Source organism: Lysobacter sp. F6437, from assembly GCF_052547215.1.
Genome location: NZ_JBQWRB010000001.1, coordinates 344002 through 367001 on the forward strand (window position 1 = coordinate 344002; position 23000 = coordinate 367001).

At 67.1% G+C, this 23000-nt stretch carries 20 protein-coding genes; 3 read left to right on the top strand and 17 right to left on the bottom strand.

The window, feature by feature from the left end:
• Positions 1–87 precede the first annotated feature (87 nt).
• Complete coding sequence (gene gyrA / locus ACT9F5_RS01500) at positions 88–2721, top strand: DNA gyrase subunit A (RefSeq protein ID WP_445118179.1); 2634 nt, start codon at positions 88–90, stop codon at positions 2719–2721.
• Between the two features lie 180 nt (positions 2722–2901).
• Here the strand turns inward: gyrA and ACT9F5_RS01505 are convergent, their stop codons facing one another.
• The gene (locus ACT9F5_RS01505; RefSeq protein WP_445118180.1) at positions 2902–3384 is read right to left on the bottom strand and encodes a redoxin family protein; all 483 of its coding nucleotides are present in this window, start codon (positions 3382–3384) and stop codon (positions 2902–2904) included.
• Positions 3385–3530: 146 nt separating this feature from the next.
• On the opposite strand from ACT9F5_RS01505, the gene ACT9F5_RS01510 reads away from it, so the two are divergent.
• Positions 3531–4448, top strand: coding sequence for a DnaJ C-terminal domain-containing protein (locus ACT9F5_RS01510; RefSeq protein ID WP_445118181.1), 918 nt, complete (start codon positions 3531–3533; stop codon positions 4446–4448).
• 109 nt (positions 4449–4557) lie between these two features.
• Here ACT9F5_RS01510 and ACT9F5_RS01515 read toward each other — a convergent pair whose 3' ends face one another.
• The 10 genes from ACT9F5_RS01515 to purB form a co-directional block, all read right to left on the bottom strand.
• Positions 4558–4923 (bottom strand): response regulator, encoded by a 366-nt coding sequence (locus ACT9F5_RS01515; protein WP_332614447.1) that lies wholly within the window; start codon positions 4921–4923, stop codon positions 4558–4560.
• 102 nt (positions 4924–5025) lie between these two features.
• On the bottom strand, positions 5026–6018 hold the full coding sequence (locus ACT9F5_RS01520; protein WP_445118182.1) for an acrylyl-CoA reductase family protein: 993 nt from the start codon (positions 6016–6018) through the stop codon (positions 5026–5028).
• On the bottom strand, positions 6015–6608 hold the full coding sequence (locus tag ACT9F5_RS01525; RefSeq protein WP_445118183.1) for a TIGR00730 family Rossman fold protein: 594 nt from the start codon (positions 6606–6608) through the stop codon (positions 6015–6017). The genes ACT9F5_RS01520 and ACT9F5_RS01525 overlap by 4 nt, the downstream gene beginning before the upstream one ends.
• Complete coding sequence (locus tag ACT9F5_RS01530) at positions 6605–7702, bottom strand: calcium:proton antiporter (RefSeq protein WP_445118184.1); 1098 nt, start codon at positions 7700–7702, stop codon at positions 6605–6607. The genes ACT9F5_RS01525 and ACT9F5_RS01530 overlap by 4 nt, the downstream gene beginning before the upstream one ends.
• An 83-nt stretch (positions 7703–7785) precedes the next feature.
• Positions 7786–9228 (bottom strand): dihydrolipoyl dehydrogenase, encoded by a 1443-nt coding sequence (gene lpdA, locus ACT9F5_RS01535; protein ID WP_445118185.1) that lies wholly within the window; start codon positions 9226–9228, stop codon positions 7786–7788.
• A 59-nt stretch (positions 9229–9287) separates the two neighbouring features.
• Positions 9288–10511: a dihydrolipoyllysine-residue succinyltransferase gene (sucB, locus tag ACT9F5_RS01540; RefSeq protein WP_445118186.1), complete on the bottom strand. Its 1224-nt coding sequence runs from the start codon at positions 10509–10511 to the stop codon at positions 9288–9290.
• 76 nt (positions 10512–10587) lie between these two features.
• Positions 10588–13416: a 2-oxoglutarate dehydrogenase E1 component gene (locus ACT9F5_RS01545; protein WP_445118187.1), complete on the bottom strand. Its 2829-nt coding sequence runs from the start codon at positions 13414–13416 to the stop codon at positions 10588–10590.
• Positions 13417–13613: 197 nt separating this feature from the next.
• Positions 13614–14516, bottom strand: a complete 903-nt coding sequence (locus ACT9F5_RS01550; protein ID WP_445118188.1) for a GNAT family N-acetyltransferase — start codon at positions 14514–14516, stop codon at positions 13614–13616.
• Entirely contained in the window at positions 14513–15757 is a 1245-nt protein-coding gene (locus ACT9F5_RS01555) for a JmjC domain-containing protein (RefSeq protein ID WP_445118189.1), read from the bottom strand. The genes ACT9F5_RS01550 and ACT9F5_RS01555 overlap by 4 nt, the downstream gene beginning before the upstream one ends.
• A 15-nt stretch (positions 15758–15772) precedes the next feature.
• The gene (purB, locus tag ACT9F5_RS01560; RefSeq protein ID WP_445118190.1) at positions 15773–17149 is read right to left on the bottom strand and encodes an adenylosuccinate lyase; all 1377 of its coding nucleotides are present in this window, start codon (positions 17147–17149) and stop codon (positions 15773–15775) included.
• A 231-nt stretch (positions 17150–17380) separates the two neighbouring features.
• Between purB and ACT9F5_RS01565 the strand changes: the two genes are divergently transcribed.
• A complete protein-coding gene (locus ACT9F5_RS01565; protein ID WP_445118191.1) occupies positions 17381–18775 on the top strand; it encodes an aspartate ammonia-lyase in 1395 nt (464 codons plus the stop codon).
• A 5-nt stretch (positions 18776–18780) separates the two neighbouring features.
• Here ACT9F5_RS01565 and ACT9F5_RS01570 read toward each other — a convergent pair whose 3' ends face one another.
• The 6 genes from ACT9F5_RS01570 to ACT9F5_RS01595 form a co-directional block, all read right to left on the bottom strand.
• Positions 18781–19551 carry a DUF4097 family beta strand repeat-containing protein gene (locus tag ACT9F5_RS01570; protein WP_445118192.1) on the bottom strand — a complete coding sequence of 257 codons (771 nt, stop codon included), beginning with the start codon at positions 19549–19551 and terminating at the stop codon, positions 18781–18783.
• 45 nt (positions 19552–19596) lie between these two features.
• Positions 19597–20205 (bottom strand): DUF2884 family protein, encoded by a 609-nt coding sequence (locus ACT9F5_RS01575; RefSeq protein ID WP_445118193.1) that lies wholly within the window; start codon positions 20203–20205, stop codon positions 19597–19599.
• A 91-nt stretch (positions 20206–20296) separates the two neighbouring features.
• Positions 20297–21343, bottom strand: a complete 1047-nt coding sequence (locus ACT9F5_RS01580; RefSeq protein WP_445118194.1) for a hypothetical protein — start codon at positions 21341–21343, stop codon at positions 20297–20299.
• Entirely contained in the window at positions 21340–22230 is an 891-nt protein-coding gene (locus ACT9F5_RS01585) for an ATP-binding cassette domain-containing protein (RefSeq protein ID WP_445118195.1), read from the bottom strand. The genes ACT9F5_RS01580 and ACT9F5_RS01585 overlap by 4 nt, the downstream gene beginning before the upstream one ends.
• Complete coding sequence (locus tag ACT9F5_RS01590; RefSeq protein WP_445100289.1) at positions 22230–22601, bottom strand: GntR family transcriptional regulator; 372 nt, start codon at positions 22599–22601, stop codon at positions 22230–22232. Before ACT9F5_RS01590 ends, ACT9F5_RS01585 begins: the two co-directional genes overlap by 1 nt.
• Before the next feature lie 3 nt (positions 22602–22604).
• Complete coding sequence (locus ACT9F5_RS01595) at positions 22605–22892, bottom strand: hypothetical protein (protein ID WP_445118196.1); 288 nt, start codon at positions 22890–22892, stop codon at positions 22605–22607.
• Positions 22893–23000 lie beyond the last annotated feature (108 nt).

Sequence of the window (23000 nt, forward strand, 5' to 3'; positions counted from 1 at the left end):
CCCCGAAATCGCTCCGGAACCCAGCCGCCACGCGGCTTTCCGGTCGCTTGCGGGAGCAGCATCGACCTTGCCCAAGACGGAAACCCGATGGCCGAACTCGCCAAGGAAATCATCCCGGTAAACCTCGAAGACGAGATGCGTCGCAGCTACCTCGATTACGCCATGAGCGTGATCGTCGGCCGCGCGCTCCCGGACGTTCGGGACGGACTCAAGCCGGTCCACCGGCGCGTGCTGTACGCGATGAACGAGCTTGGCGCCCACGCCAACAAGCCGTACTACAAGTCGGCCCGTATCGTCGGTGACGTCATCGGCAAGTACCACCCGCACGGCGACCAGTCGGTCTACGACACGCTGGTGCGCATGGCGCAGCCGTTCTCGCTGCGCTACCTGCTGGTCGACGGACAGGGCAACTTCGGCTCGGTCGATGGCGACTCCGCCGCGGCGATGCGTTACACCGAAGCGCGCATGTCCAAGCTCACCCACGAGCTGATGGCCGACATCGACAAGGAAACCGTCGACTTCCAGCCCAACTACGACGAGAAGGAACTCGAGCCCACGGTCATGCCGACGCGGGTGCCGAACCTGCTGGTCAACGGCTCGGCCGGCATCGCGGTCGGCATGGCGACCAACATCCCGCCGCACAACCTGGGCGAGGTGATCGACGCCACCATCGCGTTGATCGACAACCCCGAGATCGACATCGACGGGCTGATGGAATACATCCCCGGCCCCGACTTCCCGACCGCCGGCATCATCAACGGCACTTCCGGGATCATCAATGCCTACCGCACCGGCCGTGGCCGCGTGCGGATGCGCGCACGCGCCGAGATCGAGGTGGCCGACAACGGCCGCGAGGCGATCGCGGTCACCGAGATCCCGTACCAGGTCAACAAGGCGCGGCTGATCGAGAAGATCGCCGAGCTGGTGAAAGAGAAGAAGATCGAGGGCATCAGCGAACTGCGCGACGAGTCCGACAAGGACGGCATGCGCATCTACATCGAGGTCAAGCGCGGCGACTCCGCCGACGTGGTGCTCAACAACCTCTACCAGCAGACCCAGATGGGTTCGGTGTTCGGCATCAACATGGTGGCGATCGTCGAGGGCCGGCCACAGTTGCTGAATCTCAAGCAGGTGCTGGAAGCGTTCGTCCGCCACCGCCGCGAGGTGGTCACCCGCCGCACCATCTTCGACCTGCGCAAGGCCCGCGCCCGCGCGCATATCCTCGAAGGCCTGACCGTCGCACTGGCCAACATCGACGAGATGATCGAGCTGATCAAGACCTCGGCGAACCCGGTCGAAGCGCGCGAACGAATGCTGGCCAAGACCTGGGAGCCGGGTCTGGTCGGTGCGCTGCTCGGTGCTGCCGGCGCCGAGGCCTCGCGCCCCGAAGACCTGCCGAAGGGCGTGGGCCTGATCGATGGGCGTTACCAGTTGACCGAGACCCAGGCCCAGCAGATCCTCGAGATGCGCCTGCACCGCCTGACCGGGCTGGAGCAGGAGAAGCTGACCGAGGAATACAAGCTGCTGCTGGACACCATCCGCGGCCTGATCGAGATCCTCGAGGATCCGAACGTGCTGCTCGACGTCATCCGCACCGAGCTTGCGAACGTCAAGGCCGAGTTCGGCGACGAGCGCCGCAGCGAGATCCGCCAGAGCGAGGAAGACCTCGACATCCTCGACCTGATCGCGCCGGAAGACGTGGTCGTGACCCTGTCGCATGCCGGATACGCCAAGCGCCAGCCGGTCAGCAGCTACCGCGCGCAGAAGCGTGGTGGCCGCGGTCGCAACGCGGCCTCGACCAAGGACGAGGATTTCATCGACCGCCTGTGGCTGGTCAACACCCACGACACCCTGCTGACCTTCACCAGCGCCGGTCGCGTGTTCTGGCTGCCGGTGCACCAGTTGCCCGACGCCGGCCCGAATGCGCGCGGCCGTCCGATCATCAACTGGGTACGGCTGGAGGAGGGCGAGCAGGTGCAGGCCGTCTTGCCGGTGCGCGAGTACGACAACGACCATTTCGTGTTCTTCGCGACCCGCAACGGCACGGTCAAGAAGACCCCACTGACCGAGTACGCCTACCAGCTGCAGCGCGGCAAGATCGCAATCAACTTGGACGAGGGCGATGCGCTGATCGGCGTCGCGCTGTCGGACGGCACCCGCGACATCATGCTGTTCTCCAACGAAGGCAAGGCGGTGCGTTTCGCCGGCGACACCGTGCGGCCGATGGGCCGGACCGCCACCGGCGTGCGCGGCATGCGCCTGGGCGAGGGCGGCCAGGTGGTCAGCCTGATCGTGGTCGAGGGCGAGGGCGACATCCTCACCGCCAGCGAGCGCGGTTACGGCAAGCGCACCCCGGAAGCCGACTACCCGCGCAAGGGCCGCGGCACCCAGGGCGTGCTGGCGATCAAGACCAGCGAGCGCAACGGCCAACTGGTCGGCGCGATCCAGCTCAGCGAACACCACGAGGTGCTGCTGATCTCCGATGGCGGCACCCTGGTGCGCACCCGCGCGGCGGAGATCTCGCAGGTCAGCCGCAATACCCAGGGCGTGACCCTGATCCGATTGGCTACGGACGAGAAGCTGCAGGCGATCGAGCGGTTGGATGCGTCGCTGGATGACGACGCGGATTCCGACCCGGTGGAGGGTGATGTCGTGGTCGATGCCGCGATGCCGGTGGATACGGCGGCCTCAACCGACGCGATGGTAGACCCGCGGGAGTAGCCCGAGCCGTTACAGGCATAAAACAGGACGCCGCCCTCGAGGCGGCGTCCTGTTTTTGTCCGGCTGGATTTCCTGCGGTCGTAGGAGCGGCTTCAGCCGCGATCTGGAATCGTTCGCCCGCGGCGGCTTCAGATCGCGGCTGAAGTCGCTCCTACAGGGGAGTCCGGATTCGTGGGAAGGTCAAGCCAACTGCGACAGCACGTGCTCCGCCGACGACACCCGGTATTCGCCCGGTGCCTCGACATGCAACTGCTTGACCACGCCCTGCTCGGCGTACAGCGCAAACCGCTTGGCCCGCGTGCCCATGCCGTAGCCGCTGGCATCGAGTTCCAGTCCAAGCGCCCGGGTGAACTCGGCGTTGCCGTCGGCAAGCATCATCAGCCCGTCCGGAACGTCCTGGCTTTCGCCCCAGGCCTGCATCACGAACGGGTCGTTGACCGACATGCAGGCCACCTCGATGCCTTTCGCACGGAACGCCTCGAAGTGCTCGACGAAGCCCGGCAGGTGGCGTTCGGAGCAGGTGGGCGTGAATGCCCCCGGCACCGCGAAGATCACCACGTTGTTTTCGCTGAACAACGTGTTGGTGTCGACGGTCTCGACCCCGCCGTTCTGGATGCGCTGCAGCGGTATTTCGGGAAGGCGGTCGCCGACCTGGATGCTCATGGGGTTCTCCTGTGTAGCGCGGCAGTCTATTCGGTATGCCCTAAACAATGCGTCAACGCACCGGCTTGATACCCTTGCAACGACGCGTGCACCCGGTGCACCAACCTTCGCGCAGGCCCGTCGGGTCCGCGTCTCTGGAGTGATCGATGCAGTTCAAGGACTATTACGAAATCCTCGGCGTCGAGCCGAGCGCCGGCGATGCCGAGATCAAGACGGCGTATCGCCGGCTGGCGCGCAAGTACCATCCCGACGTCAGCAAGGAAGACGGCGCCGAGGAGCGCTTCAAGGCGGTCAACGAAGCCTACGAAGCGTTGCGCGATCCCGACAAGCGCGCCGCCTACGACCAGTTGCGCGCGCGCGGCTACCGGCCCGGCGACGACGTGCAGCCGCCCCCGGGCGGGTTCGGTGCCGGCCACGGCGGGGTCGATTTCGAGGAGATCTTCGCCGGCGGCGGGGCCGGGGGCGGATTCAGCGACTTCTTCGAGAGCATGTTCGGTCGTGGCCGTGGCGGGGCGGGGGCGGGCGGCTTCGGCGGCCACCCGGGCGCCCGCCCTGGCCCGCGTGGCCAGGCCGATACCCGGGCCAAGCTGGCGGTGCCGCTGGAGACCATCTACGCCGGCGACAGCGTGCGCATCAGCCTCAACGGCAAGACCCTGGACGTGCGCGTGCCCAAGGGCGTGCGCGAAGGCCAGGTGATCCGCCTCGCCGGGCTCGGCAACAGTGGCGGCAACCTGTTGCTGGAGGTCGAGTACGCGGCGCATCCCCGGTTCGAAGTCGACGGCCGGAACGTGATCCACATGCTGCCGGTGGCACCGTGGGAGGCCGCACTGGGTGCCACGGTCAGCGTACCGACCCTGGGGGGCGCGGTCGAATTGAAGATCCCGGCGAATTCGGAAGCCGGGCGCAAGCTGCGGCTGCGTGGTCGCGGCCTGCCCGGCAAGCCCGCGGACGGCGACCAGATCGTCGAGCTGGAAGTGCTGGCGCCGAGTCCGCAGGACGATGCGCAGCGCAACGCCTACGAGGCGATGCGCGATGCGTTCGGGGATGGCTGGCGCCGGGCCTAACCCCTGGTTCGGGCTGTTGTAGGAGCGGCTTCAGCCGCGATCTGAGGCCGGCGCGGGCAAACGATTCCAGATCGCGGCTGAAGCCGCTCCTACGAAAAAGCTCGTTGGCTCAGCCCGGCAGCAACTGGCCGATGACCTCGGCCAGTTCGTTCTCGTCGAACGGTTTGGTCATGTACGCCTTGGCGCCCTGGCGCATGCCCCAGACGCGATCGGTTTCCTGGTCCTTGGTGGTAACCAGCACGACCGGGATGTGCTTGGTGGTGTCGCCGCGGCAGATCGAGCGGGTGGCCTGGAAACCGTTGAGGTTCGGCATCACCACGTCCATCAGCACCAGGTCGGGCAGCTCGCGCTTGGCGGCTTCGACGCCGGCGGCGCCATCCTCGGCAGTGACGGCTTCATGGCCGAGTTTCTCGACGATGCGACGGATGCCCATCAGTTGTGACGGCGAGTCGTCGACGATCAGGATGCGCGCCATGTGTTTTCCCCGGGAAGTGCGTCTGGTCCAGCCGACCATCCAGCTGCGCGTCGATTGTAGCCGTGCCGCGCGCTGCCGCAAACCGGCCGCGCGACGAAAGGGTCAGAACGTCACCAGGGTCCGGCCGAGCGAACCGCCGCCGAGCATCGTCGGGAACACCTCCGGCAGCCGTGCCAGCGGCACTTCACGTGTGCAGATGATGTCCAGGTGCGCCGGTTTCCAGTCGCTGGCGAGGTGCTGCCAGACCGTCTCGCGGATCTCGCGGGCGGTGCCGGCGGACGCCACGCCCAGCAGCGATACGCCACGGATGATGAAGGGCATGACGGTTGCGTCGAGATCATGCGACGCGGCCAGTCCGGCGCTTGCGACATTGCCGTAGGGCGAAGTCTGGGCGAGCAGGCTCGACAGCATCGGGCCGCCCACGTTGTCCAGGCCACCGCCGAAACGCGCCGACTCCATCGGGCGGGTGGTGGCGAGCGCATCGCGGCCGAGCACCTGGCTGGCGCCGATCGATCGCAGGTAATCGTGCTGGTCGGCCTTGCCGCTGATGGCGGCGACTTCGAAGCCGGCCCGGCTGAAAATATCGACCGCCAGCGAGCCGACCCCGCCGGTCGCACCGGTGACCGCCAGAGGGCCGAGCTCCGGAACCTGCCGGTTGTCGAACATCCGGTACAGCGCCAGTGCGGCGGTGAAGCCGGCGGTGCCGAGGATCATGCTTTCGCGCAAGCCAAGTCCGGCCGGAAGAGGTATGACCCACTTTGCTTCGAGGCGCGCGTATTCGCTGTAGCCACCATCGCGGGTTTCGCTGAGGCCACACCCGGTGACCAGCACCGCGTCGCCTTCACGGAACTTCGGGTCGGTGGAGGCGACTACGTGGCCGGCGACGTCGATGCCGCCGACCAATGGGAACCGGCGCAGGATCTTGCCTTCGCCGGTGCCGGCAAGCGCGTCCTTGAAGTTGATCGACGAGAACGCGGTCTTGATGACGACTTCGCCGGACGCGAGCTCGTCCAGCGACACCTGCTCGATCCCGCTGCGATAGCCGCCGTCGTCGTCGTGGATACGGAAGGCATCGAAGAGGGCGGGTATCGTCATCGCAGTTCGCTCCGGCGTTTTTCGTCAAGCCATTTGTCGGCGTGGGCGGGCTGGTAGGACCTCATCCAGTCAAGCATCGCCTCGATATCGTCACCATGCCAGAGATCGCGGCGCTGGTCGGCGTGCAGGAAGCGCTCGGTGACCATGCGATCCATCATCGCCACCAGCGGCTCGTAGAAGCCGTCGATGTCGAGGAACGCGCAGGGCCTGTCGCCGATCCCCAACTGGCGCCAGGTCAGCATTTCGAACATCTCGTCGAGCGTGCCGAAGCCGCCGGGCAGGGCGATGAAACCGCCCGACAGGTCGAACATACGCGCCTTGCGCTCGTGCATGTTGGCGACGACTTCAAGCCGGGTCAGCCCGGTATGCGCGACTTCCCAGCCGACCAGTTGCTCCGGGATCACGCCGATGACCTCGCCGCCGGCCGCCAGCGCCGCGTCGGCAACCACGCCCATCAGGCCGACGTTGCCACCGCCGAATACGACGGCGATGCCATCGCGGGCCAGCCGCGCGCCCAGCTCCGCGGCGCGCTCGGCGTAGGCCGGACGGGAGCCGGTATTGGAACCGCAGTAGACGCAGACCGCCTTCATGGCACGAAACTCAGGAACAGATAGGCGGCGAACAGCACCAGGTGGACCAGCCCGAGCAGGACGTTGGTGCGCCCGGTACGCAGCGACAGCGACGCCACGAACAGGGTCAGCAACAGCAGCACCGTCGCCTTGCCGTCGAGGCCCAGCACCAGCGGCCAGCCCATCACCAGCGACAGCAACGCGACGGTGGGGACGGTCAGGCCGATGCTGGCGATGGCCGAGCCGATCGCGAGGTTGAGGCTGGTCTGCAGGCGGTTGTGGATCGCGGCGCGGACCGCGGCGATGCCCTCGGGCAACAGCACGACCGCCGCGATCAGGATGCCGACGGTGGCCGCCGGGGCGCCGGCCGAGGCGAGCAGCGATTCGATCGAGGGCGAGATCTTCTTCGCGCTCAGCACCACCACCACCAGTGCGAGCAGCAGCAGTGCCAGGCTGGCGAACGTCTCGCGGACGGTGGGCGGCTCGACATGCTCATCGGCACCATCGTCGTCCGCGTCGGCGGCGGGCAGGAAGTAGTCGCGGTGACGCACCGTCTGGACGAAGGTGAATCCGCCAAACAGCACCAGGATCGCGAGGGAAATGAAGACCAGCTGGCTGTTGGTGTACAGCGGGCCGGCCGAACTGGTCGCGTAGTTCGGCAGGATCAGCGAGAACACCACGATCGCGATGAGCGTGGCGAGCCCGGCCGTCACGCCCTGCACGTGGTAGCCCTGCTCGAAATGACGGCGCGCACCGGCGAGCAGGCTGATGCCGATGATGCCGTTGAGGATGATCATCACCGCCGCATATACGGTGTCGCGTGCCAGCGCGCTGCTGGACTCGCCACCCGACAGCATCATCGCGACGATCAGGGCGACCTCGATCACCGTGACCGCGAGCGCCAGTACGATCGTGCCGAAGGGCTCGCCGACACGGTGCGCGATCACTTCGGCGTGGTGGACTGCGGCGGTGACGCTGCAAGCCAGGCCGGCCGCCAGCAACAACACCAGGCCGGGCAACTCCGGCATGGCGAACGACAGCGCGAGGATCGCGGCGCCCACCAGCGGCAGCGCGACGGTCCAGCGTGGGTTGTGGTCGAACGCGTCGCCGTTCATGCGGTCACGATCGGCAGTGGCCAGCCGCGGGCCGGATGGGCCGGCGCGCGGCGGAGGGATCGGGGCAGCGGCGGCCGCACCGATCAGTTGGCCTTGTGGATCGCGCGCTTGCTGACCGCCATCGCGGCGTCGTGGATGGCCTCCGACAGGGTCGGATGCGCGTGGCAGATGCGGGCGAGGTCGTCGGCCGAGCCGTTGAACTCCATCGTCAGCACGCCCTCATGGACCAGCTCGGAGACGCCGACGCCGACCAGGTGCATGCCGAGTACGCGATCGGTTTCCTCGTGGGCGATGACCTTGACGAAGCCGGCCGGCTCGCCCATCGCCACCGCGCGACCGATCGCCGCGAACGGGAAGCTGCCGGTCTTGTACGGCGTGCCTTCGTCCTTGAGCTGCTGCTCGGTCTTGCCGACCCAGGCGATTTCCGGCTCGGTATAGATCACCCACGGGATGGTGTCGAGGTTGACGTGGCCGGGCAGGCCGGCGATCAGCTCGGCCACCGCGATGCCTTCCTCGAAGCCCTTGTGCGCCAGCATCGGGCCGCGCACGCAGTCGCCGACTGCCCAGACGCCATCGACGCCGGTGTGGCAGTGCTCGTCGACCTCGACCATGCCGCGTTCGTTGAGCTTCACGCCGGTATCGTCGGCCAGCAGGTTGCGGGTCGCGGCGCGGCGGCCGACCGCGACCAGCAGCTTGTCCACCACGATCGACTGCTCGCCCTTGGCGTCGGTGTAGGACAGGTGCACTTCCTTCGACTTGCCCTTGCCTTTGACCTCCGCCTTGGAGACCTTGGCCCCAAGCTTGATGTCCAGGCCCTGCTTCTTGAACTCGCGGGCGGCGGTCTTGGCGACCTCGGCATCGGCCGCGGCGAGGAAGTCGGGCAGGGCTTCGAGGATCGTGACCTCGGCGCCCAGACGCTTCCACACGCTGCCCAGCTCCAGCCCGATCACGCCGGCGCCGATCACGCCCAGGCGCTTGGGCACCGACTCGAAGTCCAGCCCGCCGGCGTTGTCGACGATGGTGTCACCGTCGAACTTCGCGAACGGCAGCTCGATCGAATCCGAACCGGCGGCGATGATGACGTTGGTGCCCTTGAGCTCGACTTCCGAACCGTCGTGCTGCTTGACCTTGACCACGTTGCCCTTGTGCAGCGTGCCGAAACCGTAGAACGGCGTGACCTTGTTCGCCTTGAACAGCATCGCGATGCCGCCGGTGAACTGCTTCACGATCTTGTCCTTGCGGCCGACCATCTGGCCGACGTCCATCTGCGCATCCTTGAAGCTGATGCCGTGGTCGCCGAACAGGTGGCCCATGTTCCAGAACTGGCGCGAGGAGTCGAGCAGCGCCTTGGACGGGATGCAGCCCACGCGCAGGCAGGTGCCGCCGAGGGCCGGCTTGCCGTCCTTGCCGAGCGCGGCATCGATGCACGCGGTCTTCAGGCCCAACTGGGCGGCGCGGATCGCCGCGTGGTAGCCGGCCGGGCCGGCACCGATAACGACGACGTCGAAATTCTGCTGTTCGCTCATTGCAATGATCCTTGTCTCGTTGCGGAAAGCCCCGCGCAGGGCGGGGCTTCGGCGGGCAATTACATGCCCAGCAGCATGCGGTGCGGGTTCTCGAGCTGGTTCTTGATGTCGACCAGGAACAGCACCGCGTCCTTGCCGTCGATGATGCGGTGGTCGTAGCTCAGCGCGATGTACATCATCGGCGCGGCGATGACCTGGCCGTTCTCGACGATCGCACGTTCCTTGATGGCGTGCATGCCGAGGATGGCCGACTGCGGCGGGTTGATGATCGGCGTCGAGAACAGCGAGCCGAAGGTGCCGCCGTTGGTGATGGTGAAGGTGCCGCCCTGCAGGTCCTCGAGCTTCAGCCCGCCTTCGCGTGCGGCCTTGGCGTAGCCGTCGATGGCCTGCTCGACCTCGGCGAAGCCCATCGATTCGGCGTTGCGCAGCACCGGCGTGACCAGGCCCTTGTCAGTCGACACGGCGATCGAAATGTCGGAATAGCCGTGGTAGATGATGTCATTGCCGTCGACCGAGGCATTGACCAGCGGGTAGCGCTGCAGGGCGTTGGCGGCGGCCTTGACGAAGAAGCTCATGAAGCCGAGCTTGATGCCATAGGCGTTCTTGAACGCCTCGCCCTGCGACTTGCGCATGTCCATGACGGCCTTCATGTTGACCTCGTTGGAGGAGGTCAGCATCGCGGTCGAGTTCTTCGACTGCATCAGGCGCTCGGCGATGCGCGAGCGCATGCGGGTCATCGGCACGCGCTCCTCGGCACGGTTGCCGCTGGCCTTGCCGACGCCGGCGTTCTTGGCGTAGTTCAGCAGGTCTTCCTTGGTCACCGCGCCGCGGCGGCCGGTGCCTTCGACCTGCGACGGGTCGATGCCTTCCTTCGCCGCGGTGAAGCGTGCGCCCGGCGGCAGGTCGGCCTTGTCAGCCGACTTCGACGCCGGCTTGGCGGCTTCGGCCTTGGGCTGTACCGGGCGGGTGTCGGCTTCCTGCTTCTTGGCCTCTTCCTTTTTGGCGCCGCTGTCCTTGGCGTCGGCCTTGTCGATCGACGCGGCCGCGCCGGCTTCCACGATCGCCAGCACCTGCTCGCTGGTCACGGTCGCACCGGAATCGAACTTGATCTCCTTGAGCACGCCATCGACCGGCGACGGCACTTCGAGCACCACCTTGTCGGTTTCGAGGTCGACCAGGTTCTCGTCGCGGCTGACCGCGTCGCCCGGCTTCTTGTGCCAGGTGGCGATGGTGGCGTCGGAGACGGACTCGGGCAGGACCGGAACTTTGATCTCGGTGCTCATGGGGTTGGCATCCTGGATTGCATGAATTGAGAGCGCGAAAGGGGTGGTTTGATCGGGGAGGGCAAGCTGGGCCGGGTCACTCCGGGCAGATCTCGCCCTGCAGCGGGTTGACCAGGGCGTCGGCGACCAGCTTGGTCTGCTCGGCGACGTGGTCGGCGAAGTGGCCCGCGGCCGGCGACGGCGAGCGTGCACGGCCTGCGTAATGCAGGGCCTGCTTGCCCTGCAGGCACGCGGTCAGGTGGTGGCGGATCTGGTACCACGCGCCCTGGTTCTGCGGCTCTTCCTGGCACCAGACGATGTCCTTGGCCGAAGGGTAGCGCTTGAGCTCCGCCGCCAGCGCCTCGCGCGGGAACGGGTACAACTGCTCGACGCGGACGATCGCGACATCCCCGGCCCCCCGCTTGCGGGCATCCTCGAGCAGGTCGTAATAGACCTTGCCCGAGCACGCGACCACTCGCTTGACCTTCTTCGGATCGGCCTCGGCATCCGGGATCAGGTGCTGGAAGGTGCCGCTGGCCAGTTCGTCGAGGCTCGACACCGCGAGTTTGTGGCGCAGCAACGATTTCGGCGTCATCACCACCAATGGCGTGCGGGTCGCCATGCGCATCTGCCGGCGGATCATGTGGTACGCCTGCGCCGGCGTGGTCGGCACGCAGACCATCATGTTGTCGAGCGCGCACAGTTGCAGGAAGCGTTCGAGGCGCGCGGAGCTGTGTTCCGGGCCCTGGCCTTCGTAACCGTGCGGCAGCAACAGCACCAGCCCGCACAGACGGCCCCACTTCGCCTCGCCCGAGGACAGGAACTGGTCGATCACCACCTGGGCGCCGTTGGCGAAGTCGCCGAACTGAGCTTCCCAGATGTCGAGCACCTGCGGGTCGGCGGTGGAGTAGCCGTATTCGAAGCCCATCACCGCTTCCTCGCTGAGCAGCGAGTCGATGATGGTGACATCGATCGGGTTCTTCACCAGTTGCCGCAGCGGCAGGTAGTAATCGTCGGTGGCCTGGTCGTGCAGGATCGCGTGGCGGTGGAAGAACGTGCCGCGGCCGCTGTCCTGGCCGACCAGGCGCAGCTTGTAGCCTTCGCTGAGCAGGGTGGCGTAGGCCAGGTTCTCGGCGAAGCCCCAGTCGCCGGCCTGTTCGCCAGCCGCCATCTTGCGGCGGTCTTGGTAGATCTTGCCGACGCGCGCGTGCAGCTTGACCTCGTCCGGGATCGCGTTGATTGCGATCGCCAACTGGTCGAGGCTGGCGCGGTCGAAGGTGGTGTCGACCTTGTCGGCCAGCGTGCCCTTGAGGTACTTCGACCAGTCGATGGTGAACTCGTCGGGCTTGACCTCCACCAGTTCGGTGGTGACCACGCCCTGGTCGAGCTTGTCGCGGTAGGCATCGACCACGGCCTGCGCGTCCTCGTCACTGATCGCGCCTTCGGCGACCAGTTGCTCGGCGTACAGCGCACGCGGGGTCTTGTGCTTGCGGATCACCTGGTACATCAGCGGCTGGGTCGCCGCCGGCTCGTCGGCCTCGTTGTGGCCGTGGCGGCGGTAGCAGACCAGGTCGATGACCACGTCGCGGCCGAACTGGTTGCGGAAGTCGATCGCCATCTCGGCACAGAACGCCACGGCTTCCGGGTTGTCGCCGTTCACGTGCAGGATCGGCGCGCCGACCATCTTGGCCACGTCGGTGCAGTACAGGGTCGAGCGGGCGTCCTGGCGTTCGCTGGTGGTGAAGCCGACCTGGTTGTTGATGACGATGTGCACGGTGCCGCCGACCGCGAAACCGCGGGCCTGCGACATCTGCAGCAGTTCCATCACCACGCCCTGGCCGGCGAACGCGGCATCGCCGTGCATCAGGATCGGCAGTACCTGGCCACGGCCGGCTTCGCCGCGACGGTCCTGGCGCGAACGCACGCTGCCGGCGACCACCGGATCGACGATCTCCAGGTGTGACGGGTTGAATGCCAGCGCGAGGTGCACCGGGCCGCCCGGGGTGGCGACATCGGCGGAGAAGCCGAGGTGGTACTTGACGTCGCCGGTGTGGGCGAAGTCGTGCTGGACGTGTTCGAACTTGCCCTCGAATTCGTCGAACAGCTTGCGCGGCGGCTTGCCGAGGATGTTGACCAGCACGTTGAGCCGGCCGCGGTGGGCCATGCCGATCACGACATCCTTGACACCCTGCTCGCCGGCACGGCGGATGGTGGTGTCGAGCAGCGGGATCAGCGAATCGCCGCCTTCCAGCGAAAAGCGCTTCTGGCCGACGTACTTGGTGCCGAGGTAACGCTCCAGACCGTCGGCCGCGCTCAGCCGCTCGAGGATGCGCTGCTTGTCCTCGCTGGTGCGGCCGTAATCGCCGCCGGCCTTTTCCAGCCGCTCGTACAGCCAGCGACGCTGGCCGGCGTCGGAGATATGCATGAACTCGGCGCCGATCGGGCCGGTGTAGGTGGCCTTGAGCAGGGCGAGCAGGTCGCCGAGCTTCATGCGGTCATGGCCAGCGACGCCGCCGGTGCTGAACTCGTTGGCGAGGTCGTTGCCGGACAGGCCGTGGAAACCGAGGTCGAGGTCGGGTGCGGGCGGGCTTTCAAGCAGGCCCAGCGGATCCAGGTCGGCACCGAGGTGGCCGCGCGACCGGTAGGCGGTGATCAGCTTGCCGACCCCGCGTTCGCGCTCGTCGCCGACACCCATGGCGGCCACGGGCGCCTGGCCCGCGCGCTTGCTGGCGCTGGCGATGGTCCCGATGACCGCCGAATGCGGGACGTCGCCGGCTTCGCGGCCCTTGAAGCCGTCGAAATATGCCTTCCACGTGGATCCGACACTGTCGGGGGCGACCAGATACTGCTCGTACAAGTCTTCGATGTAGGCGGCGTTGGCGCCGAGCTGCGAGGACTGGGAGAACTGCTTCAGGAGACTGTCCACAATGGTCAACGGGCACTCAAATGGAAGGGCGGGGCACCCCAACTGGGCCGACTGGCGGCTATTCAGGCGCTCAAGAAATCGAATTATAGCCCGCCCGTATGGCCTGCCGGCCAGTAAATCCGTGGGGAAAACACACTGTCGCGGAAATATCGATGAAACCGGGTTCGCCGCAGTTCATATACTTTGCCGAATGCCACCTACAGGCCCAGTGCCCGGTACTCCGTGCAGGGCCGGGCGCGCTGCCAGACAGGGTCGAATACGGCCCGCAACTGGCGCGCGCGACCGGGCGCGTCAAGCCGGGTTTCGCCATCGAAACGATGACCGAGCGGGCGGAAGTAGTAACCGCGCAGGTCGTTGGCGACGTAGGCGGACGGGTAGGAGCGGTCGGTCGGCTCCTCGATGGCGCGGAACGCGAACGCGCTAGGCAGGCGCTGGCCCAGGCCGATCAGCGGTGCCAGTGCGCGTTGCGGTTCGGCCGGGTCCTGCAGCAACACACGGATCTCGCCGCCGCCCGTGGCCAGGCGACGCAGGGCGGCTACGACTTCGGGAACATCCAGCAGGCCCGGGTCGAGTTCGCGACTGTAGATGTCCAACCGGCGACGGGCGCCGGCGATCACTCCGAGCAACGCGGCGATCGCCGCCTCGCGGGTTTCGACCGGGTTGACCGCATCGAGCAACAGGCGCATCGACTGGTGGTCGATGCCCGCCTCCTCGAAGCGTTCCCCGAACGGCAGGAAGCCGTGGCGGGCATAGAAGTCGATCGCGCTGGCCTGTGCATGCAACGACAGCTCGTGCCAGCCCAGTCCGCGTGCCTGTTCGAGCAATGCGCGGAGCAGTGCATCGCCGACGCCGCGGCCGCGCCAAGCGGGCAACACCGCCATCCGGCCGATCGTGTGCTTCGGAGTCAGGCGCCCGGTGCCGATCGCCTCGCCGCGGCCGTCGCGGGCGAGGACGTGGTGGCAGAGCGGGTCGAGTTCGTCCCATTCCAGTGCCAGCGGCACCCCCTGTTCCTGCACGAACACCGTTTCGCGCACGTGGCGCAAGTCGGGCAGGCCAGCCTCGTATGCGAGGCCTTCGACGGTGAAGGCGGGCGCACTCATTCCTCTTCCCCGTCACCCGTGTCGAGCCGGTAGTGCCCGGCCTGCAACAGTTCGAACACGCCGTCGCGGCCGGCTTCCGACAGCGCGGCATAGTCCGCGCCATCGAGCACGGACGCATTGGCGACGCGCCTGGCGTCACGTGTCGGCAGCACATGCTCCTGTCCGTTGACGTACAGCCGTGCGCCGCGCCCGGCCTTGCGCCACGCCATCCGCGAGTAGGGGTGGCGCCACAGGCTGGCGCCGTGCTGCAGGTCCCACTCGATCTCGATCCGCGACCGTGGCGCCTCGCCCGGCGCGGTCGCCGCCGGCATGACCTGGCCGGCGCTGCGATAGACGGTGATGAAACGACCGAACCAGTCTCCCAACCGTTCCGGGTCGTTCATCCGCAACAGGTTCAGCGCCTCGACCACGCGAGCCATCGAGGTGGCGTCGATCTCGGCGGGGTCGGCGGGCGGCTGCAGGTCGGGGTCGTTGTAGCGCAACGAGTCGTCGGCTTCGGCGGCGAGGGTATCGACGAAGTCGCCGAGCAGTTCCGCCGCCGACGGTGCGCGCATGCCGACCGAGTAGGTCAGGCAGGCGTCCTCGGCGACGCCGTGGTGGGGCACGCCTGGCGGCAGGTACAGCATGTCGCCGGGACCGAGCACCCAGTCGTGGCTCGGGTTGAAGCGTTGCAGCAGCCTGAGGTCGACGTCGTTGCGGAAATCCAGTGGCGGGTTTTTCGAATCGTCGATCTGCCAGCGCCGGTGTCCCTGCGCCTGCAGCAGGAACACGTCGTACTGGTCGACGTGGGCACCGACCGAGCCGCCCGGTGCGGCGAACGACACCATGATGTCGTCGATCCGCCAGCGCGGCAGGAAGTCGAAGGCGTCGATCAGCGCGGCGACATCGGCATCCCATTTGTCGACGTCCTGCACCAGCAGGGTCCAGTCGTGGTCGGGCATGCCCGGGAACATTTCTTCCGGGAAAGGGCCGTGGCGCAGCAGCCAGCGATCGTGCTCACGCTCGTGGGCGACGATCCGCGACAGCGCGGTGTCCTCGCAGGCCAGGCCAGCGAGGTCCTCCGGCGAGATCGGCGCGATGAAATCCGGCGCGGCGAAATGCGGGAACGCGTTGCGGATCAGCAGCGGACGCTTCTGCCAGTAGTCGCGCAGGAACTCGGCCGGTGGCATGCCCAGTGGCGGCAGGCTGGCGGCGTCGATCTCGATCGGCGGCGCGGCGGTCTTTCTACGCTGGCGGCTCATGGCGTCGTCGCTGGCTCAGATATCGCGGGCGAGCTGTTCCGCGTGGCCGGTGTAGCTGCCCGGGGTCATGTCCAGCAGCCGCTGGCGCGCCTCGGCGGGCAATTCCAGGCCGGCGATGAACTCGCGCATCGCCTGCCTGTCGATGCCGTGGCCGCGGGTCAGTGCCTTCAGCTGCTCGTACGGTTGCGGCAGGCCATGGCGGCGCATCACCGTCTGCACCGCCTCGGCCAGTACCTCCCACGAGCCGTCGAGGTCGGCGGCGAGGCGTTCGGGGTTGGCCGAGACCTTGCCCAGGCCGCGCAGCAGTGCGTCAAAGCCGATCAGGGCGTGGCCGAAGGCGGTGCCGAGCGCACGCAGCACGGTGGAGTCGGTCAGGTCGCGCTGCCAGCGGCTGATCGGCAGCTTGGCGGCGAAGTGCTCCAGCAGCGCGTTGGCGATGCCGAAGTTGCCCTCGGCATTCTCGAAGTCGATCGGGTTGACCTTGTGCGGCATCGCCGAGCTGCCGACTTCGCCGGCCTTGACCGACTGTTTGAAGTAGCCCAGCGAGATGTAGCCCCAGATGTCACGGCACAGGTCGATCGCGATGGTATCGATGCGGCGCTGGACGTCGCAGATCTCGGCGATGCCGTCGTGCGGCTCGATCTGGGTGGTGTAGGGCTGCCATTCGAGGCCGAGCGACTGCACGAAGCGTTGCGAGAATGCCGGCCAGTCGATCTCCGGATAGGCGGCGACGTGGGCGTTGTAGTTGCCGACCGCACCGTTGATCTTGCCCGGCATCGTCGCCGCGGCGAGGGTTTCGCGCTGGCGACGCAGGCGGGCGATGACATTGGCCAGTTCCTTGCCGACGGTGGTCGGCGACGCGGTCTGGCCGTGGGTGCGCGACAGCATCGGCAGCGCGGCATGCTCGTGCGCCATCGCCCGCAGCTTCTCGATCAGCTGGTCGAGCTTCGGCAGCAACACGGTCTGCCGCGCCTCGTTCAACATCAGCGCGTAGCTGAGGTTGTTGATGTCCTCGGAGGTGCAGGCGAAATGCACGAACTCCAGCGCCGGCCCCAGCTCGTCGTCGTCCTTCAGCCGCTCCTTGATCAGGTACTCGACCGCCTTGACGTCGTGGTTGGTGGTGCGCTCGATCTGCTTGACCTGCGCCGCGTCCTCGACCGACAGGCCGTCGGCCAACTGGCGCAGGCGCGCGGTGGCGGCGTCCGAGAACGGCTTGAGCTCGCCGATGCCCGGCTCGCTGGCCAGCGCCAGCAGCCACTCGACCTCGACCTTTACCCGCGCCTTGATGAGGCCGAACTCGGAGAAGATCGGCCGCAGCGGATCGACCTTGCCGGCATAGCGGCCATCGAGCGGGGACAGGGCGAGGAGTTGGGATTCGGCGTTGGCGGGCATGGCGTCGGGACGTGGGAAGGCAGTCGCACATTCTAGCGCGGGGCCAATAACCGGACGACGACTGGTCGCGAGTCGTGGGAGCTCGTGTAGGAGCGGCTTCAGCCGCGATCCGGAGTCGGCGCGGGCGAACGATTTTCCGATCGCGGCTGAAGCCGCTCCTACACAAAGCGGGACAGAACCCGGAGATCATCCGGCCCGGCGTATGCTCGCCGGCAACCGACGGAGGACGCCATGGCCAGCCACGACTACCGCACCGAGCACGACAGCATGGGCGAGCTGCAGGTGCCCGCCGACGCGCTGTGGGGCGCTCAGACCCAGCGCGCGGTGCAGAATTTCCCGATCTCCGGCCGGCCCATGCCGCGCGGGTTCATCCGTGCGCTGGGGCTGGTCAAGGCCGCGGCAGCGGAGGTCAATGGCGGCTTCGGATTGCTGCCGAAGAACCGCGCCGCGGCCATCCGCAAGGCGGCGCTGGCGGTGGCCGCCGGCGAACACGACGCCCAGTTACCGATCGACGTGTTCCAGACCGGCTCGGGCACCTCCAGCAACATGAACGCCAACGAGGTCATCGCCACGCTGGCCTCGTCCGCGATACGCAGCAAGGCCGGCGTCCACCCCAACGACGACGTCAACCTCGGCCAGAGTTCCAACGACGTGATCCCGACTGCGTTGCGGGTGTCGGCGCAACTGGCCACGGTCGAGGACCTGCTGCCCGCACTCAAGCACCTGCGCCAGGCGATCGACCGCCGCGGTCGGGCGCTTCGCAAGGTCACCAAGACCGGCCGCACCCACCTGATGGACGCGATGCCGCTGACGTTCGCCCAGGAGTTCGGCGCCTGGTCGGCGCAACTGCAGTCCGCGCAGGCGCGGATCGACGACAGCCTGAGGCGCATGCGGCGGCTGCCGATCGGCGGCACCGCGATCGGCACCGGGATCAATGCCGACCCACGTTTCGGCAACGCGATGGCACGGGCGCTGTCGAAGCTGTCGGGGACGAAGTTCGAGTCGGCCGACAACAAGTTCGAGGGCCTGGCTTCGCAGGACGATGCGGTCGAGCTGTCGGGCCAGCTCAACGCGCTGGCGGTGGCGCTGATGAAGATCGCCAACGACCTGCGCTGGATGAACTCGGGGCCATTGGCCGGGTTGGGGGAAGTCGAATTGCCTGCGCTGCAACCGGGCAGCTCGATCATGCCGGGCAAGGTCAACCCGGTGATCCCGGAGGCGACCTGCATGGTCTGCGCGCAAGTGATCGGTCACCACGCGGCCATCACCGTGGCCGGGCAAAGCGGAAACTTCCAGCTCAACGTGATGTTGCCGCTGATCGCCGCCAACCTGCTCGACTCGATCGGCCTGCTGGCCAACGTGATGCGGCTGCTGGCCGACGACACCGTCGCTGGCCTGCAAGTGCGGCGCGACCGCATCGACGAGGCGCTGGCACGCAACCCGATCCTGGTCACCGCGCTGAACCCGGTGATCGGTTACGAGAAGGCCGCGGCGATTGCCAAGCAGGCGTATCGCGAAAAGCGTCCGGTGCTGGACGTGGCGGTGGAGGCGACCGGCCTCGGCGAGAAGGAGCTGCGCCGGTTGCTGGACCCCGCGGCACTGACGCGCGGCGGGATCCACAAGTAGCGGGATCAGTTTTCGTCAGGCAGGTCGAGGGTGCCGGACACACGGTGGTGGTTGACTTCGCCGCTGCCGATGCTGCGCACAAGCAGATCGCCACTGACGGTATCGATATCCAGATCACCCGAGCCCATCGTGCCGACCTGGACGCTGCCCTCCACTCCGGCCAGGTCCACGTCACCGGAGCCGATGCTGCCGATGCTGACATCGCCGGCGACGTCGCGCGCGTCCAGGTCGCCGGAGCCCACCGAGCCGACTTCCAGCGGCCCGATGCCGACCAGCTCGGCATCGCCCGAGCCGATCACCACGCTCACCGGACCCGGTACACGACGCACATCGGCGTCGCCGGAACCGACCACCAGGTCGAGCGTGGCCACGCCGTCGATGTTGGCATCGCCCGAGCCGGCATCGACCTGTACCGCGATGTCATCGGGCAGGGTGGCCGCCAGCTGCATGTAGTTGTAGTTGTCGCCGAACAGGTTGAAGTCCCAGCCGTCCTTGTTCCGTTCCATCGACACCACCAGCCGGTCGCCGCGGCGCTCGTGCCGGACCTGCAACTGCTCCAGCTTCTTCGCGCTGGATGCGCAGGCCTTGCCCTGCATATCCGCCGACGCACCAGGCGTGGCCTTGACGTCGAGGTCGAAGCCGCGAACCTCGAACACGACCGTCTCGATGCCAGTCAGGTCGGGGCTCAGTTCGAACGATCGGGTGTACTCGCACTTCTGTTGGGCGAACGCCGCCAGCGGCAGCATCAGCGCGCAGCCAAGCAGGATCTTGCGCATGTCCTCTCCTTTGCTATCAGCCGGGCCATGAAGCCCCGGCGGGTTTCATTGAGTGCTGTAGTGGCCGTCGTGGCAGTCGTCGATGTCGGCCTGGGTGATGTCGGCGTAGGGAGCGAACTCCGGTAGCGACGCGGCCAACTGCTGCTGGGTCTGCATCATGGCGGGCATCCGGCCGCACAGTTCGACAACCGCCTGCTGTGCGATCTTCTCAGCCTTGGCCTCGATCTCGGCCTCCATCTTTTCGGTATCACCGGAGAGCACGCTGGCGAACGCCTGGCCGATTGCATCGGTGGCCAGGCTCGCGCCCTGCATGCCGATGGCGGCACCGGTTTCGGCCATGTAGGCGATCTGGCCCCGGTACTCCAGCACCAGTGCGCGCTGCCCGGCGGTGAGCTCGACATTGCGACCGTCGATCAGCAGGTCGCCCTGTGGGGTGATCTCGGCGGGCGCCTCGCCGTCGTCGGCGATGTCGATGTTCTCGGTGGCCATCGCCTCGCGCACTTCCCGTGAAACACCGTCCATTTCCTTGCGGATCTCGGAACTGACTTCGGCGAATACACCGGTGGCGGGCTGCGCCGGCTCGTCCTGGCCGCAGGCGCCCAGCCAGGGGGTGCATGCGAGGAGCAGCAGGGTCGGAAGGAATTTGTTGTCCATGGCAGGTCTCGATATGCGGATGATTGCGGTGTGGGGCGGGGCGGTCGGGCGGGTGTCCTGGCCGCGAACCGGCGCCAGGATGCATCCGTCCTCAGCCTTCGTCGCGCCAGCGGCGCAGGCGGATCGCACCGAAGATCATCGCGGCGCCGGCGATGGCACCGACCCACATCTGCGGGGTTGCGAACACGCTGTACATCGAGCGCACGCTGAGGAAGCTGGTCAGCGAGTCGGGCGAAAAGCCGTCCATCGGGACATCGCCCATCCACGAGCCCGGTACCAGGCTGAGCAGGCCGCGGGCGACGACGTGGCGCCAGAACCAGCTGGAGTCGAGGTCGAACAGCTGCATCAGGTCGAACCAGCTGACGAAGATGCCGGCGAACAGCGGGATCATGATCGCCCACAGGAACGGCTTGCTCCTGGCCCAGGCCGAGCACAGCATCAGCCAGCCGACCGTGGGCAGCGCCCAGAGTGCGTATAGCGGGACGTAGGCGATCATCGTGCCGAGGATGGACAGCGGGCTCGCCGGCCCCCACAGCAGGGTGGCGGGATTGCCGCCGTGGAACATCACCACCACGCTCCAGATCGCCAGCGAGCCGACCATGGTGGCCAGTGCGGCAAGCACCGCGATGACCGGGGCGACCAGTGTCGCGCTGGCGACCTTGGACAACACCGTCTCGCTGTCGGACACCGGCAGGGACTTCCAGAACAGCACGCTGCGGTCCTTGCGGTCGTCGTACAGGCAGCCCAGGCAGTAGAAGAAGGCCACGAATGCCAGCACCACCAACGGCCAGGTACCGGCCATGTACAGGGCAACGTCGAGGGCCTGGCCCATTTCGCGCAGGTTGTCCGGGCTCATCTTGTCGGTCAGCATTCCGAGGTCGAGCCCGTTGACCTGGAAACTGCCGCCGGCGACGTTGATCTCGGCGTCGTCGGGAACGCGGTTGAGCATGACCTCGCCGAAGATGATGCCCATCAGGCTCAGCAGCAGGTGGATGCCGCCGGCGATCAGCGGCGCCCAGAGGAAGCCGCCCTTGTGCTCCCACAACTCGCGCCGCAGCAGCAGGCGGAACTTGTGGGTGGGATGGACCGGTGCAGCTGCGCGCGGGGCAGCGGGCAGGGTGGTGTCGAGGGCGTTCATGCGTAGGTCCCCTTCATGGTGGCGACGAACAGGTCGGCCAGGCCCGGGGTGCGGGTCTCGCCGAGGCCGCCGAGCTGGTCGCGCGGCACGCCGTCGAACAGCATCACGGTCTTGCCGAACGGCAGGGCGCGTTCGTCCAGTGGTTTCAGTGCGCGGGCGGCTTCGGCCTGGTCGGCGTTGACCATCACTTCGGTGAAGCGCTCGCCGACCGCGTCCATCTCGCTGTCGAGCACGACCTTGCCGTCGCGGATGAACATCACGTCGGTGAGTATGTGTTCGACTTCCTCGACCTGGTGGGTGGTGATCAGGATGGTCTTCTCCTCGTCGAAGTAGTCCTCCAGCAGGCGCTGGTAGAACTGCTTGCGGTAGAGGATGTCGAGGCCGAGGGTCGGCTCGTCGAGCACCAGCAGCCGGGCGTCGATCGCCATCACCAGGGCCAGGTGCAACTGCACGATCATGCCCTTGGACAGCTCGCGCACGCGCATCTTCGGTTCGAGCTGGGTGCCCTTGAGGAAGCGCTCGCAGCGCGCGCGATCGAAGCGCGGGTGGACGCCGGCGACGAACTCGATCGCTTCGGACACCCGGATCCAGCGCGGCAGCACGGCGACATCGGCGATGAAGCAGACATCGCGCATCAGTTCGTCGCGCTCGGTGCGCGGGTCGCGGCCGAGGACGCTCATCCGGCCTTCGAACGGGATCAGGCCGAGCATCGCTTTCAACGCGGTGGTCTTGCCGGCGCCGTTGGGACCGATCAGGCCGACGATGCGTCCCTTCGGGATATCGAAGGCGGTGTCGTCGAGCGCGACCTTGTTCTTGTAGGCCTTGCGCAGGTTGCGCGCGCTGACCACGGAGTCGGTCGGGGTACGGATCTGGAGGTCGGCGTTCATCAGGCACCCGCCTTGGCCGGACCGGCGGCCAGCAGATCCTCGGCGGTCAGGCCAAGGCGAAGGATGCGTTCCAGCACCAGCGGCCATTCCTCGGTGAGGAAGCGTTCGCGCTCATTGACCAGCAGTTTCTTTGCGGCTTCTTCGGTCACGTACATGCCAAGGCCCCTGCGTTTTTCGACGAGTGCCTCGTCCGCCAACTCCTGGTAGGCGCGCGAGACGGTGATTGGGTTGAGCTGGTACTCGGCGGCGACCTGCCGGACGGAGGGCAGGGCATCACCGGGCTTGAGGACGCCGTCGAGCATCATTGCCACGACGCGCTCCTTCAGCTGGCGGTAGATGGGAGCGCCATCGCTCCACTGGATAGCGGACATGGGTTAACCCCGCGGTAGGAAGGAGAAGAACGGCATGACCAGGGTCTGCCTGCGGTTGGGCGTACTTGCCCCGGCGGGGCGCGATTCATCGGCGCCGCCGGATTCCAGGGTCTGCGCGGCGGTTTCGAGCGCCTGTGCCAGCGTCCCTGCGGCATCGAGTTCCACCGCGAGGGAGGCCGCGGCACGGGCGTCGGCGTGGCCGGGCACCGGTGCGGCAACGATCAGGCTCACTACCAGCAAGGCGCCGCTGGCCGTGAGGGCGGAAAGCGTGTTGTGGAGCTTGCGGTTCATCTGAACGTCCTGCTCGTTGGTTAACCGGTGTTGTATGGAACTATAACACCAAAACACATGCGGTCAAGTCCCTTCCAACCCAACCAAAGACACAGGCGGCCACAGGCG

Bases quoted from the DNA above. Each gene is read 5' to 3' on its own strand.
- ACT9F5_RS01585 (WP_445118195.1), bottom strand. From the start codon at position 22,230: ATGAACGCCGACCTCCAGATCCGTACCCCGACCGACTCCGTGGTCAGC.
- ACT9F5_RS01550 (WP_445118188.1), bottom strand. From the start codon at position 14,516: ATGAGTGCGCCCGCCTTCACCGTCGAAGGCCTCGCATACGAGGCTGGC.
- ACT9F5_RS01515 (WP_332614447.1), bottom strand. From the start codon at position 4,923: ATGGCGCGCATCCTGATCGTCGACGACTCGCCGTCACAACTGATGGGC.
- ACT9F5_RS01510 (WP_445118181.1), top strand. From the start codon at position 3,531: ATGCAGTTCAAGGACTATTACGAAATCCTCGGCGTCGAGCCGAGCGCC.
- ACT9F5_RS01580 (WP_445118194.1), bottom strand. From the start codon at position 21,343: ATGAACGCCCTCGACACCACCCTGCCCGCTGCCCCGCGCGCAGCTGCA.
- gyrA (WP_445118179.1), top strand. From the start codon at position 88: ATGGCCGAACTCGCCAAGGAAATCATCCCGGTAAACCTCGAAGACGAG.
- ACT9F5_RS01505 (WP_445118180.1), bottom strand. From the start codon at position 3,384: ATGAGCATCCAGGTCGGCGACCGCCTTCCCGAAATACCGCTGCAGCGC.
- purB (WP_445118190.1), bottom strand. From the start codon at position 17,149: ATGCCCGCCAACGCCGAATCCCAACTCCTCGCCCTGTCCCCGCTCGAT.
- ACT9F5_RS01565 (WP_445118191.1), top strand. From the start codon at position 17,381: ATGGCCAGCCACGACTACCGCACCGAGCACGACAGCATGGGCGAGCTG.
- ACT9F5_RS01575 (WP_445118193.1), bottom strand. From the start codon at position 20,205: ATGGACAACAAATTCCTTCCGACCCTGCTGCTCCTCGCATGCACCCCC.
- ACT9F5_RS01590 (WP_445100289.1), bottom strand. From the start codon at position 22,601: ATGTCCGCTATCCAGTGGAGCGATGGCGCTCCCATCTACCGCCAGCTG.
- ACT9F5_RS01525 (WP_445118183.1), bottom strand. From the start codon at position 6,608: ATGAAGGCGGTCTGCGTCTACTGCGGTTCCAATACCGGCTCCCGTCCG.
- ACT9F5_RS01530 (WP_445118184.1), bottom strand. From the start codon at position 7,702: ATGAACGGCGACGCGTTCGACCACAACCCACGCTGGACCGTCGCGCTG.
- ACT9F5_RS01595 (WP_445118196.1), bottom strand. From the start codon at position 22,892: ATGAACCGCAAGCTCCACAACACGCTTTCCGCCCTCACGGCCAGCGGC.
- ACT9F5_RS01570 (WP_445118192.1), bottom strand. From the start codon at position 19,551: ATGCGCAAGATCCTGCTTGGCTGCGCGCTGATGCTGCCGCTGGCGGCG.
- ACT9F5_RS01555 (WP_445118189.1), bottom strand. From the start codon at position 15,757: ATGAGCCGCCAGCGTAGAAAGACCGCCGCGCCGCCGATCGAGATCGAC.
- sucB (WP_445118186.1), bottom strand. From the start codon at position 10,511: ATGAGCACCGAGATCAAAGTTCCGGTCCTGCCCGAGTCCGTCTCCGAC.
- lpdA (WP_445118185.1), bottom strand. From the start codon at position 9,228: ATGAGCGAACAGCAGAATTTCGACGTCGTCGTTATCGGTGCCGGCCCG.
- ACT9F5_RS01520 (WP_445118182.1), bottom strand. From the start codon at position 6,018: ATGACGATACCCGCCCTCTTCGATGCCTTCCGTATCCACGACGACGAC.